The organism is Pigmentiphaga sp. H8 (assembly GCF_003854895.1).
Taxonomy (GTDB): Bacteria; Pseudomonadota; Gammaproteobacteria; order Burkholderiales; family Burkholderiaceae_B; genus Pigmentiphaga.
The window spans coordinates 4,714,962-4,727,212 of record NZ_CP033966.1; the positions used below are offsets into that span (position 1 = coordinate 4,714,962).

Annotated in this window: 13 protein-coding genes; 12 read left to right on the forward strand and 1 reads right to left on the reverse strand. The window is 67.3% G+C overall.

Annotation, left to right across the window (positions count from 1 at the left end; genetic code table 11):
* Nucleotides 1–4: 4 nt before the first annotated feature.
* From EGT29_RS22185 to EGT29_RS22200, 4 genes are all read left to right on the forward strand, one after another.
* Nucleotides 5–1,636 carry a sensor domain-containing diguanylate cyclase gene (locus EGT29_RS22185; protein WP_124691020.1) on the forward strand — a complete coding sequence of 544 codons (1,632 nt, stop codon included), beginning with the start codon at nt 5–7 and terminating at the stop codon, nt 1,634–1,636.
* Between the two features lie 97 nt (nt 1,637–1,733).
* A complete protein-coding gene (locus EGT29_RS22190) occupies nt 1,734–2,177 on the forward strand; it encodes a copper resistance protein NlpE (RefSeq protein ID WP_124691021.1) in 444 nt (147 codons plus the stop codon).
* Nucleotides 2,178–2,260: 83 nt separating this feature from the next.
* Nucleotides 2,261–3,496, forward strand: a complete 1,236-nt coding sequence (locus EGT29_RS22195; RefSeq protein WP_124691022.1) for an MASE1 domain-containing protein — start codon at nt 2,261–2,263, stop codon at nt 3,494–3,496.
* Nucleotides 3,497–3,504: 8 nt separating this feature from the next.
* A complete protein-coding gene (locus tag EGT29_RS22200; protein ID WP_124691023.1) occupies nt 3,505–4,815 on the forward strand; it encodes an HdeD family acid-resistance protein in 1,311 nt (436 codons plus the stop codon).
* A gap of 176 nt (nt 4,816–4,991) precedes the next feature.
* On the opposite strand, the gene EGT29_RS22205 is transcribed toward EGT29_RS22200, so the two are convergent.
* A complete protein-coding gene (locus EGT29_RS22205; protein WP_124691024.1) occupies nt 4,992–5,204 on the reverse strand; it encodes a hypothetical protein in 213 nt (70 codons plus the stop codon).
* Between the two features lie 660 nt (nt 5,205–5,864).
* Here EGT29_RS22205 and groES point away from each other — a divergent pair.
* The 8 genes from groES to EGT29_RS22245 all read left to right on the forward strand — a co-directional run bounded on the left by groES (nt 5,865) and on the right by EGT29_RS22245 (nt 12,243).
* On the forward strand, nt 5,865–6,152 hold the full coding sequence (gene groES, locus EGT29_RS22210; RefSeq protein ID WP_087781765.1) for a co-chaperone GroES: 288 nt from the start codon (nt 5,865–5,867) through the stop codon (nt 6,150–6,152).
* A 60-nt stretch (nt 6,153–6,212) separates the two neighbouring features.
* Nucleotides 6,213–7,859: a chaperonin GroEL gene (gene groL / locus EGT29_RS22215; protein ID WP_124691025.1), complete on the forward strand. Its 1,647-nt coding sequence runs from the start codon at nt 6,213–6,215 to the stop codon at nt 7,857–7,859.
* A gap of 171 nt (nt 7,860–8,030) precedes the next feature.
* Complete coding sequence (locus EGT29_RS22220; protein WP_124691026.1) at nt 8,031–8,549, forward strand: hypothetical protein; 519 nt, start codon at nt 8,031–8,033, stop codon at nt 8,547–8,549.
* 76 nt (nt 8,550–8,625) lie between these two features.
* Nucleotides 8,626–9,606 (forward strand): bifunctional helix-turn-helix transcriptional regulator/GNAT family N-acetyltransferase, encoded by a 981-nt coding sequence (locus tag EGT29_RS22225; protein WP_124691027.1) that lies wholly within the window; start codon nt 8,626–8,628, stop codon nt 9,604–9,606.
* Between the two features lie 102 nt (nt 9,607–9,708).
* Nucleotides 9,709–10,275: a methylated-DNA--[protein]-cysteine S-methyltransferase gene (locus EGT29_RS22230; protein ID WP_124691028.1), complete on the forward strand. Its 567-nt coding sequence runs from the start codon at nt 9,709–9,711 to the stop codon at nt 10,273–10,275.
* A 14-nt stretch (nt 10,276–10,289) separates the two neighbouring features.
* Nucleotides 10,290–11,009, forward strand: a complete 720-nt coding sequence (locus EGT29_RS22235) for a 2OG-Fe(II) oxygenase (protein ID WP_124691029.1) — start codon at nt 10,290–10,292, stop codon at nt 11,007–11,009.
* Nucleotides 11,010–11,357: 348 nt separating this feature from the next.
* Entirely contained in the window at nt 11,358–11,831 is a 474-nt protein-coding gene (gene bcsD, locus EGT29_RS22240) for a cellulose biosynthesis protein BcsD (RefSeq protein ID WP_124691030.1), read from the forward strand.
* Nucleotides 11,832–11,838: 7 nt separating this feature from the next.
* Nucleotides 11,839–12,243 carry a hypothetical protein gene (locus EGT29_RS22245; protein WP_124691031.1) on the forward strand — a complete coding sequence of 135 codons (405 nt, stop codon included), beginning with the start codon at nt 11,839–11,841 and terminating at the stop codon, nt 12,241–12,243.
* The last annotated feature ends 8 nt before the right edge of the window (nt 12,244–12,251 follow it).

Here is a 12,251-nt window from a genome sequence, read left to right on the forward strand (position 1 = left end):
GCAGATGACATCCGTTCCAGCGCAGTCCCCTTCATCCGACACGCCGGCCGGCCATGCCCGGCGCGGCGGAACGATCTCGATACGCGTCGGCCTGCTCGCCCTGGTCGTCGTCTGCACGCTCCCCGCCACGCTGGTCGCCGGCCTGGCCGTGTACGAAACCTATGCGCTGCGCAAGACGCGCATCTATGAAACAACCATCCTGACCGCCCGCAGCGTGGCCGCCGACCTGGACCAGGAACTGGAAAGCATCGGATCCGGCCTGCGCGTTCTGGCAAGCTCCACCGACCTGGTGCGCGCGGACCTGGCGTCGTTCCACCGGCGGGCCATCGAGGCGCTGAAGTACCAGGACATCGATCGCTACGTCCTGACGGACATCAGCGGCAACGAGGTGCTGGATACCTCGCAGTCCTATCCCGGCGCCCTTCCCCTTCCGACCAGGCTGCCCGACCTGCCGCAGGTCTCCAGCGGCGGCAGCCATCCCCTGGTCGCAAGGCTGGGCCCGCCTCGGCAGGGCCGTGGCCTCACGATCATCGTCGGCGTACCCGTCCTGATCGACGACGAAGTCCGCTATCTGCTCTTCGCCGACCTCGGCTCGGATCGCCTGAGCGCGCTGATGAACCGCCATGCCCTGGGCGAAGGCTGGGTGGCCGCGCTGCTCGACCGCGACGCGACCATACTCGGCCGGACCCGCGACGAGGCGCGGTTCGTCGGCCAGCGCGCCGTGTCCTCGCTGGCCGACGCGGTGCGAAGCGAGCGCGAAGGCACGCTGCAAAGCCTGACCAAGGAAGGCATCCCCGTCCTGACGGCGTTCAGCCACCTGGCCACCACCCAATGGACGATCGCCGTGGGCGCTCCCACCGCCGCCTTCACGGGGGATCTCTACCGGGCCATGGCCTGGGTGGCCGGCGGCGGCCTGCTGGCCATCCTGCTCGGCCTGGGCGTGGCATACCGGCTGGCGCGCCGGATCGAACAGGCCGTGGGCAACCTCGTGGAACCCGCCCTGGCGCTGGGCGCCGGCCATCGCATCGGCGTGCCGCCGCCGCACTTCAAGGAAACGGCGGCCGTGGCCGAGGCCATCGAACACGCCGCCGATACGCTCGAGCACGCGCGCCAGCTTGCCTATTACGACCCGCTTACCCAATTGAGCAACCGGGTCCTGTTCGCGGAACTGGCCCGCCGCGCGATCGCCGCCGCGCAGCGGTCCCAGGCGTCGCTCGCCCTGGTGGCCATCGACCTCGATCATTTCAAGACCGTCAACGACGTCCACGGCCACGGCACCGGCGATACCGTGCTGCAGATGGCCGCGCGCCGCATGGCCGACGCCATCCGCCATTCCGACGTGGTCGCCCGCTACGGTGGCGACGAGTTCATGGTGCTGCTGGACGGCGCCGGTCCCGCCGCCGCCGAGGCCGTCGCCAACAGCCTGGTGGCGGTGCTGTCCGAGCCCTATCCCGGCGTCTCGCCCAAGGTCGGCGCCTCGGCGGGCATCGCGGTCTTCCCGCACTCCGGCACGTCGCTGGAAGAATTGATCAGCCGCGCCGACGCGGCGCTATACGCCGCCAAGTCCCGCGGCCGCAACCAGGCCGTGCTCGACCCCGACGCCGGCGAACGGACACGGGAACGCCCCTTGTTCTGAACCTCCTTACATCCGGTTGCCGGCGCGGCCGCCGTCGCCTGCTACCGTTGGCGAGAAGCCCCGCGCCTCGCGCGCGCCGGCAACCGGAGCAGCCATCATGAAAACCGCCGCCTTCGCGTGCCTCGCCGCCGTACTCATCGCCGGCTGCGACACGCCGCCCAGGGAACACGACACGCCAGCCGCCAGCCCCGTCGCCGACGCGCACAACGCCCGCAACGCGCTGGACTGGGACGGCGTCTACGAAGGCACGCTTCCCTGCGCCGACTGCCCCGGCATCCGGACCCGGCTCACGCTGCGCCAGGATGGCCGCTACGAACTGGAGACCCAGTATCTCGACCGCCAGCCGCGCGCCGACCGCGTCGAGGGCAGCTTCACATGGCAGCCCGACGGCACGCGCATCACCCTGGACCAGGCCGGCGACGGACGGCAGTATTTCGTGGCCGAGGGGCGGCTCATCCAGCTTTATGTGGACGGCACGCGTCCCCAGGGTCCGCTGGCCGGCAACCATGAATTGCAGAAGGTGGAGAACCCCGGCCGTTAAGCGGCCGGGTCATCTTTTTTCCTTATACTTTCGCCTGGGCAAAGCCGCTTCGACGGCCACAAGAACAACTACCGGGAACCGCCATGCCTTTCGCCAGCTTGCTTGGCCGCCTCGCGCTCTGGGCCGCGCTCTATGTGGCCTGCGCCTATTTGTCGTTCTCCCTGGACGATCCCGTCACGCAGGTGTCCTTCGTCTGGTTCCCCGCCGGCGTCGCCGTCGCCGCCTTCTTCGCCATGCCGCGCGGCGCCTGGGCGCCCCTGGTGGCCGCGCTGTTCGCCGCCGACCTGGGCCTGTCCGCGCTGACCGGCCATCCCCTGGTTCCCTCGGCCTGGCTCGCCGGCCTGTCGCTCGCCTCCACGCTCGGCATCGCCTGGCTCTCGCAGCGCTATGCCCAGGGCCGGGACGATCTGCACGCGGTGCTCGGCTGGGTGGCCGTCACCTTCGTGGTCAGCGCCCTCGCCGCCGTGGCCGGCAGCGCGGGACTGGCGCTGATCAAGCACGAAGTCCTGTGGGAGGCCGTCTCCGACCTGGCGTGGATATGGTGGGCCGCCACCGTGACCGGCGTGCTGTTCGGCGTCTCGGTGCTGATGGGATTCATGGGTTTTCGCACGGTCGAGGCGCCGCCGGGGCCGATCGGCCGCACCGTGGGCATCGCCGCCTGGCTGCTGCTGGCGGCCATGACCTGGTACGTGTTCGGCGTGCACCGCCCGTCCACGTCCGAAGCCCCGCTGCTGCTGGGGCTGGCCTGCATCCCGCTCGCGCTGGCCACCGTGGCGACGCTCAGCGGCGGCAACCGCATGGGTTCGCTGGCCGTGCTGACCATGGCGGCCATCGTCATCTACCACTCCAACGCCGGGCGCGGCCCCTTCTTCCTGCGCGGCTTCCTGCCGGGCGAACCCCTGCTGCTGGTCCAGTGCTACCTGGTTTCGGTCGCCATGCTGCAGGTCTTCGTGCGGGTGCTGACCCGCGGCATCCGGCGCCCGCGCACGGCCGGTGCCGACGGCCGCGAGACCCTGTACCGGCTGGACCTCGCCTCGGGCACCATCGTCTGGGACGCGCCGCCCGATGCCCGTCCGGGCCCCGGGACGCTGGACGAAGTGCTGCGGCAGGTCCACCCCGACGACCGCCAGGGCCTGCGGGAACGCCTGCGGGCCGCCGACGGAACGCCCGGGCTGGACCGCCCGTTTCCGTTCCGCCTGGCGACCGCGCCCGACCACTGGACGACCGTCGTCGACCTGAACCGGGGGGCCATGATGGGGCCCGACGGCGCCTTCATCATCGGCAGCTGGCGGCTGCCCACGCCGCACCACGGCGCATAAGGGAACCCATGATCCAGCTCGCCCTGCTTCTGTTCGGCGCCGGCTTCGTCCGCAGGAACATCCATCTGCTCATCCTGGTCGGCCTCGTCTGGGCCGCCCTGGGCGTGGTCATCACCCTGGACGGCGTGGACGGCGCGCGCTACTTCCCCCTGACGCTATTCGGCGCGCTGCTGCTGTTGGAAAGCCTGGTCACGCTGACGGTCGCCGGCAGCGGCATGGGCGCCCAGAAAGCGGTGCTGGCCTTCAAGGGCGGCATCTTCCTGCTGGTCGCCCTGCTGATCCTGGCCGGCGGATCCATCAGCAACCTGCTGCTGGCCATCATCCTGGGCCTGACCTACTTCGTGCTGGGCGTGTTCCAGATCGCCTCGGCCTGGGTGCTGCGCTACGACCGCTGGCGCCTGTCCGTGCTGGGCGGCTGCGCCCAGGTCCTGTTCGGCCTGTTCCTGTTCCAGCCCTACCCCACCCACTACGCCGGCACCGTCTCGTACTTCATCGGCATCACCATGCTGGTCGCCGGCGTCAACACCATGCGGGTGGCCGCCCGGGCGCGGAAGCTGAGCGAGCAGTCGTCCATGTTCGACCTGCTGGCGCCCGTGGATCTGCGCGGGACGAACGCCGGCGAGCCGCCGCCCGCGCAGCAGCCGGCGCCCGACGGCCCCTTGACCGTCCACGTCTGGACCCCGGAAGGCTCGGCCAAGGACAAGACCGTGTCGCGGCCGGTGTTCAACCGCTACATCGCCGCCGTCGACGTGCAGGGCGTGATCTCGACCGGGCACGCCGCCATGGAAGTCCCGCCTTCGACCTACATCAGCCTGTACCCCGCGGTGGACATCGACCGATCGCCGTCCGAGTTCTTCAATCTATTGAAGGCGGTCAAGGAGAACGACGTCCCGGGCAAGTTCCAGCCCGACTACGCGACCGAGTCCAAGGCCTGGTGCCCGTCGAACTGGCAGGTCAGGTTCGAGCGGTACGACCACCAGAAGCTCCAGGACTTCTGGCTGCGCTACCGCGGCCAGGAAATCTACAACCTGACGCGGCGCAACTGCTCCAGCTCCGTTTCCTACGCGCTGGAATCCGCCCTGGACGGCGTGCTGGACGACCGCAGCCGCAGCGTGCGGCAGGTGCTGCGCACCCTGTTGATGCCCGAACTGTGGATCGCCGCGCAGGTGCGCCAACGCGCCCAGGTCATGGCCTGGACCCCCGGCCTGACGCTGGACTACAGCCGCGCCCTGCGCGCGGTCATCCACCCGGTCCAGCAATCCTGGTTCTCGCGCTTCCTGGCGGCCGCCACGCGGATGACCTCGCGTAGCGGGGCCTGAGGCGGGGCAGGCCCGCACGGACGATTGCCCATTGCTCGAATTCGAGCAATAATGACGACAACGCAATAGCTGGTGAGCCTAAGGGCAAAAGCGTTGACTGCCGCGCAAGCGGTTCCGCCAAAAGCGGAGGCAACAGACAGCCAGACTACGGGGCCCCTTCGGGGGCCTTCGCTTTTTCAGCTCCTGGGAGGCCGAGGCTTGACGCCCTGCAGCGTCAGTTCGACCAGCCGTGTGAACTTGATGGAGCCCCGCATGGACAATTGCCGGCTCAAGGCCAGTTCATAGGCACTCTGGATGGTCAGCAACACTGCCGGACCGGCTGAATCCTTGACCCTGAGGACGTTGAAAAACACGCCATACAGCGCGGTCTTCCCCTCAGTGACAGGCACGTCTACCGTCACATAGTTCTCATTCTAGGCGTAGCCGCACCTGCGGGTGGCCAATCCACGCGCAATCGTCGGCAATCGCGGGGACAAAGCATAACGACCGGGACAGAAGCAGCGCGTTTCGCGCTCATCCTTATAGAGCTGTGAATGGCCACCACTCTCTGCACGCGCGCGCGTGAAACAGTGCATGGCGAATGCCACGCGAATTTCGACGCGCCTCTGGTCGCTGATGGGCAACTCATACCGGAAAGGATGCAGGTGAGTCAGTGGATAGACCCGGCCGGCCGCATCGACATGAGGTGCCCAGCGCATCATGCCCTCGTTCCAATTGACCCCCATTGCCCCTTCCGTGCCCATGAATCCGTGAGGCGGCAAGTATGTCCCGCCGGCCTTATTCGCAGGGCGGAACATCGGACCGCAATGCCCACGGGACAAGAAGGTCCGGGTAAGGGCTCTCCCGAATACCCCCCCCCTTGAAAGCCCCCCATGCCATCCCTATAATTAGCACTCGATTGCAGAGAGTGCTAACAACGCCGCCCACGCGGCGTCCAGGCCTCCGGCAACCGGCCGAGGCGCCGCGTTACGGCGTGGCACCGGCCAAATGCGGCTTTCCAGCCTCTTTTTCTGACAAATAGACGTCAACTTCGAACATCAGGAGTTTGTATGGCCCTCCGTCCCCTGCACGATCGCGTGATCGTCAAGCGCCTGGACAACGAGCGTAAAACCGCGTCCGGCATCGTCATCCCCGACAGCGCGGCCGAAAAGCCCGACCAGGGCGAAGTGCTGGCCGTCGGCCCGGGCAAGAAGACCGAAGACGGCAAAGTGCTGCCGGTCGACGTCAAGGTCGGCGACAAGGTCCTGTTCGGCAAGTACGCCGGCCAGGCCGTGAAAGTCGACGGCGACGAACTGCTCGTCATCCGTGAAGAAGAAATCCTGGCGGTGATCCAGTAAGCCTCGCGGCCCGCTGTCCGATCCCCCAGCATTCAACACACTATTCAAGGAATTTCGTAAATGGCTGCCAAACAAGTCCAGTTCGGTGATGACGCCCGCGCCCGCGTCGTCCGCGGCGTGAACGTCCTCGCCAACGCCGTCAAGGTCACCCTCGGTCCCAAGGGCCGCAACGTGGTTCTGGAGCGCTCCTTCGGCGCCCCCACCGTCACCAAGGACGGCGTGTCCGTCGCCAAGGAAATCGAACTGAAGGACAAGTTCGAGAACCTGGGCGCCCAGCTCGTCAAGGAAGTGGCCTCCAAGACCAGCGACAACGCCGGTGACGGCACCACCACCGCCACCGTGCTGGCCCAGGCCATCGTGCACGAAGGCCAGAAGTACGTGACCGCCGGCCTGAACCCGATGGACCTGAAGCGCGGCATCGACAAGGCCGTCGCCGCCGCCATCGAAGAACTGAAGAAGATCAGCAAGCCCTGCTCGTCGAGCAAGGAAATCGCCCAGGTCGGCTCGATCTCGGCCAACAGCGATTCGTCGATCGGCCAGATCATCGCCGACGCGATGGAAAAAGTGGGCAAGGAAGGCGTCATCACCGTCGAAGACGGCAAGTCGCTGGACAATGAACTGGACGTCGTCGAAGGCATGCAATTCGACCGCGGCTACCTGTCGCCCTACTTCATCAACAACCCCGACAAGCAAGTCGCTGCCCTGGACGATCCCTTCGTCCTGATCCACGACAAGAAGATCAGCAACATCCGCGAACTGCTGCCCGTCCTGGAACAAGTCGCCAAGTCGAGCCGCCCGCTGCTGATCATCGCTGAAGACGTCGACGGCGAAGCCCTGGCCACCCTGGTCGTCAACAACATCCGCGGCATCCTGAAGACCACCGCCGTCAAGGCCCCGGGCTTCGGCGACCGCCGCAAGGCCATGCTGGAAGACATCGCCATCCTGACCGGCGGCACCGTGATCTCGGAAGAGACCGGCCTGTCGCTGGAAAAGGCCACCCTGCAAGAGCTGGGCCAGGCCAAGCGCATCGAAGTGGCCAAGGAAAACACCACGATCATCGACGGCGCCGGCGACAGCAAGGCCATCGAGGCCCGCGTCAAGCAGATCCGCACCCAGATCGAAGAAGCGACCTCGGACTACGACCGTGAAAAACTGCAAGAGCGCGTGGCCAAGCTGGCCGGCGGTGTTGCCGTGATCAAGGTCGGTGCTGCCACCGAAGTCGAAATGAAGGAAAAGAAGGCTCGCGTCGAAGACGCCCTGCACGCCACGCGTGCCGCGGTGGAAGAAGGCGTGGTGCCCGGAGGCGGCGTGGCCCTGCTGCGTGCCAAGCAAGCCATCAAGGACACCAAGGGTGCCAACGCCGACCAGGACGCCGGCATCAAGATCGTCCTGCGCGCCATTGAAGAGCCGCTGCGCACCATCGTCGCCAACGCCGGCGACGAGCCCAGCGTCATCGTCAACAACGTGCTGAACGGCAAGGGCAACTACGGCTACAACGCCGCCACCGGCGAATACGGCGACATGGTCGAAGCCGGCGTGCTGGACCCCACCAAGGTCACCCGCACCGCCCTGCAGAACGCCGCCTCGGTTGCTTCGCTGCTGCTGACGACGGAAGCCACCGTGGTCGAGCTGGTCGAAGACAAGCCCGCTGCTCCCGCCCCCGGCGGCATGGGTGGCATGGGCGGTATGGGTGGCATGGACTTCTAAGAAGTCCTGCCGCCGGTCCCGGGCCCGCCCGGGACACTGCTTCGAAACCCGCGAGCGTCCGCGCTCGCGGGTTTTTCGTTTCGGCGGGTGCTACCGCATTTGGAGGATGACTCGCCGAATAGCGGTTCATACCATGGGCGTGCATACACACTTGGCAAGGACCGCTCCGCCATGGACTCGGACAACAGGATCTTCCATCGCCGCCTGGCCCGGCTCGCCCTGCTCGGGGCGGCCACGCTGTTTTGCGGCGCCGCCTCCGGCGCGACGTATTGCTCGTTCGTCAATCGCGACGACGGGGGCAACCGCAAGTTCACAGTGCGTATCGACACGGCCCGGTTCAAGGGCGAACCGGTGGCCGTCAACGATTGCACCCCAAGCACGATCATCGAGCTGATCACCCACCGGAACTACCAGACCCCGGAGCCGCTCTGGCTATCCTCGGGCTTCGACGAGGACCGGAATCGACTCAGCTACAAGCTGGTCATACAACGGAGCGGGGGCTATTCCGGCCTCGCCCAGGCTGTCATCGTCGAAGCCATCGACAGCAGCGAAGTCGGCGAGGTGTATCCGATCCACCTGGAGCCCGTCGACTCCATCAACGTCATCTTCGTTTCAGGATCCAACAACCAGGCGCGCGAGAAGGTCCCGAAACGCAAATACATCCTCGAAGGCAAGTTCAATTCGAATTGACGTTGGCCTGGGCTCTTGACCGGGTTGCGTATCGCAACTACATTTGTTGCGATACGCAACCCATGAACAAGAATCCATGGAAACCATAGCAGCGCCCCCTCCTCCCGCCGACTCTGTCATCCAGGAACTCCGCGAGTTCTCCCGCAAGCTGGTCCGCGAACTCGGCTTCATGCGCGCCACGCTGGCGGATACGGATCTGGCGCCCTCGGCGGTCCATGCCGTTCTCGAGATCGGCGCCGCGCCCGGCATCCATGCGAAGGATCTCGGTCATCTGCTGAAACTGGACAAGTCAAATACGAGCCGCCAACTGGCCCGGCTCGAGGCGGGGGGCCTGCTCAGGCGTCAGGCTGCCGAAGACGACGGGCGTTCGGCGGCGCTTCATCTGACCCCCGCGGGGCAGGCGCTGCGCAGGAAGATCGACCGGTTCGCCACGGCCCAGGTGTCGGATGCGCTGCGGCGCCTCGTTCCCGTCGACCAGCGGGCCCTCGTCCGCGCGCTGGCCCAGTATGCGGAGGCCCTGGCCGCAGGCACCGGCTCCGGAGCCGCGGCCCGGGGGCCCTCCGCCGGCATCCATGAAGGCTACCTCCCGGGCTGCGTCGGCGACATCGCCAGCCTGCACGCCCGCTTCTATTCGGAAAACTGGGGCTTCGGCGTCTTCTTCGAGAAGAAGGTGGCCACGGAACTGGCCGCTTTCGCGCAGGCGCTGCCCGCCGACGGCAAGGCCTTGTGGCTCTACGTGGAAAACCGCCGCACCCTGGCCTCCCTGGCCATGGACGGCAATCCGGCCTCGGGCATCGCCCATCTGCGATGGTTCATCGTCGACGATGCGCTGCGCGGCACGGGCGTCGGACGGGAGCTGATGGCGCGCGCGATGCGGTTCGTGGACGACCGTTTCCAGGAAACCTGTCTGTGGACGTTCAAGGGCCTGGACGCGGCGCGCCATTTGTACGAATCGTTCGGCTTTCGCCTGGTGCAGGAATCGGAAGGCGAACAATGGGGGGCGAGAGTCACCGAACAGCGGTTCAGCCGTCTTCGCCCGAATCCCCACCCGGATTGACGGCGCCTGGCCATCCCGCGAATTCGACCGCAAGGAGCGGAGTGCCGGGCCGCGCCCGGGTTCCTACACTGGCCTCACCTTCAACGAAGCGAGTGATGCGCCATGAACACCCCCTCTACCCTGTTTTTGCTGAGCCGCATCGAGTCGCCCATGGGCGGCATGCTGCTCGTCACGGACGCGCGGCAGGTCGTGCGCGCGCTGGACTTCGCCGACCATGAGGCGCACCTGCATCGAGGCTTGCGCGAACACTACGGCCGTGTCGAGTTGGCCGAAGCTTCCCCGCCCGCCGGAATCGCGCGGGCCCTGGCCCGGTACTTCGCGGGTACGCTGGACGCGCTCGACGCCCTGCCGACGGAGACGGCCGGCTCGCCGCTGCAACGCCGGGTCTGGGCCGCGCTGCGCGGCATCCCGGCCGGCACCACCACGAGCTATGGCAAGCTGGCCCACGAACTGGGCTTCGACGATCCGCGCGCGGCTATCGCGATCGGCACGGCCAACGGCGCCAATCCCATCGCCATTATCGTGCCGTGCCATCGGGTCATTGCCAGCAGCGGCGATCTGAAGGGCTATGCCTGGGGCCTGCCCCGCAAGCGCTGGCTGCTGGAACACGAGAAGGCGATCTCCCCACAGTCCGCCACCGTGGAAACCGCGGCGCTTCCCGGGTTCTGACCAGGGGCGCTCGCATGCATGCATCCACCACCGCCATCGACCGCCTGGACTGGGCCGGCATCGCCGAACGGCTGGACCAGGACGGCCATGCGCTGCTGCCGGGCCTGCTGGACCCGGAGGCGGCACGCGACCTGGCTCGGCGGACAGCGGCCACGCGGGCCGCCCCGGCCTTCGGCAAACCTGGCCACGGCGAATGGTTTCATTTCGGCATGCCGCTGCCGGCGCCGTGGGCCGAGTGGCGCGTCACGTTCTATCCTCATCTGGCCATCATCGCCAACCGCTGGAACGCGCTGCTGGGCAACGATGACCGCTATCCCGCGGACCTGGATGCACTCCTCCAGCGCGACCGGCGCGCGGGACAGGACTGGCCGCAGTCGTACCTGAGCCGGCTGCGCGCGGGCGAGCACGTGCCGCTGCACCAGCGCGGCGAAGGCGAGCACGTGTTTCCGCTGCAAGTCGTGGCGCTGCTGTCCGAAGCCGGCCGGGATTTCCAGGGTGGCGAGTTCGTGATGACGGAGCAGCGTCCCCGCATGCAATCGCGTCCCATGGTGCTGCCGCTCAGGCTCGGCGACGCGGCCGTCATCGCCACGGCGGCGCGCCCGTCCAAGGGCTCGGGCGGCCACTACCGCGTCTATCTGAAGCACGCCATCAGCCGCGTGCACCAAGGCGAACGCCTGGGCGCGGAGCTGTCGTTCCACGGCGCGCCGCCCCCCCGGTCCAGTACCCCGATATGATGCAGATAAGCAACGTAAACAAACATGAAACCAACGCAACAAAACATTGCGTGGGTCATGCATCTAGGCTAAATTCCGAATGTCTCTCCTGTTTTACCCTGGGGGCAGACTAATCAAGACGCAAGGTCATGCTTCAAGAATACGTGCCGGAAACACGTAGCTCCGCCTTGCCAGAATGGGCGCAGACCCCATGAAGCGAATCCCCCCGGCCCACTGAGGCCCTTGTCCCGCCCCAACGGGCACCGTTACCCGTATCCGCATTCCTTCGCGCTCCGTTCGCACCCGCGTCCGGAAGCGTCGTGTATTGGCACGTGTGGACGAAATGTTCACTCATGACAAGGACTTCCCATGGACGCCACTTCTTCCGTCATCAGCTATCTTTCCGGCCGCCAGTGCGCGGTGCAGTGGAAGATCTTCCTGCTATCGACCGCGCAGGAACTGGCCGAGAAATTCTCGGCCGCCGAATTGCGCACCTTCATGCGCCGCGTGGGCGGGCGCTTCGGGCGTGAGCTGCCCGTGCCGGCCTGCACCACGCTGGACGACATCCAGCTGGCCATGAGCCAGATCTGGACGCGCCTGGACTGGGGCTGGGTCGAGATCACGGACGAAACCGATCATCTGCACCTGCAGCACTATTGCGCCCCCCTCGAGGCCGCGCTGGGCCGTGAAGCCCTGGCCTGGACGCCCTCGTTCCTGGAGGGTGTCTACCAGCAGTGGTTCGAGCAACTGGGCGCCGGCGACAGGCTGCGCGTCTCGCAGGTTTCCGACTTCGACAGCATCGGCGGCATAGGCTTGCGCCTGGGATCGCCCGTAGCGGCCTGAGGTGGCCATGGATACGACCAATCATCCCGAGGCGGGGGATACGCCCCAGCCCGCCATGCCATCGGCCCTGCCGCCCGTGAGCCGCTGGCCCGCCCTGGCCCAGCGCCGCGCGGTGCCAGCCGTGGGCAGCGTCGCGGGCGACCAGGCGGCGGAGCCGTCCACCGTGTACGTCCCGCCCACCCGCTTCCACGCCACCGATGAAGCATCCGTGGCCCAGGAGCCGGCCGCCGGCCCGGACGCCGGCCAACCCGCCCTGGCGCAGACCGCCGCGCCGCCTCCGGCTCCGTCACTGCCTGCCTCCGCGGACGAGCCGATCGCGGGGATCTTCGCACGCCTGCGCGGCTACGCCGACGACGGCCGGCCGGATCCCCAGGCCATGCCCGCGCTGTTCCGGCGCCTGCTCAGGAACTGATCCATGAA

Bases quoted from the DNA above. Each gene is read 5' to 3' on its own strand.
- EGT29_RS22185 (WP_124691020.1), top strand. From the start codon at position 5: ATGACATCCGTTCCAGCGCAGTCCCCTTCATCCGACACGCCGGCCGGC.
- EGT29_RS22190 (WP_124691021.1), top strand. From the start codon at position 1,734: ATGAAAACCGCCGCCTTCGCGTGCCTCGCCGCCGTACTCATCGCCGGC.
- EGT29_RS22195 (WP_124691022.1), top strand. From the start codon at position 2,261: ATGCCTTTCGCCAGCTTGCTTGGCCGCCTCGCGCTCTGGGCCGCGCTC.
- EGT29_RS22200 (WP_124691023.1), top strand. From the start codon at position 3,505: ATGATCCAGCTCGCCCTGCTTCTGTTCGGCGCCGGCTTCGTCCGCAGG.
- groES (WP_087781765.1), top strand. From the start codon at position 5,865: ATGGCCCTCCGTCCCCTGCACGATCGCGTGATCGTCAAGCGCCTGGAC.
- groL (WP_124691025.1), top strand. From the start codon at position 6,213: ATGGCTGCCAAACAAGTCCAGTTCGGTGATGACGCCCGCGCCCGCGTC.
- EGT29_RS22220 (WP_124691026.1), top strand. From the start codon at position 8,031: ATGGACTCGGACAACAGGATCTTCCATCGCCGCCTGGCCCGGCTCGCC.
- EGT29_RS22225 (WP_124691027.1), top strand. From the start codon at position 8,626: ATGGAAACCATAGCAGCGCCCCCTCCTCCCGCCGACTCTGTCATCCAG.
- EGT29_RS22230 (WP_124691028.1), top strand. From the start codon at position 9,709: ATGAACACCCCCTCTACCCTGTTTTTGCTGAGCCGCATCGAGTCGCCC.
- EGT29_RS22235 (WP_124691029.1), top strand. From the start codon at position 10,290: ATGCATGCATCCACCACCGCCATCGACCGCCTGGACTGGGCCGGCATC.
- bcsD (WP_124691030.1), top strand. From the start codon at position 11,358: ATGGACGCCACTTCTTCCGTCATCAGCTATCTTTCCGGCCGCCAGTGC.
- EGT29_RS22245 (WP_124691031.1), top strand. From the start codon at position 11,839: ATGGATACGACCAATCATCCCGAGGCGGGGGATACGCCCCAGCCCGCC.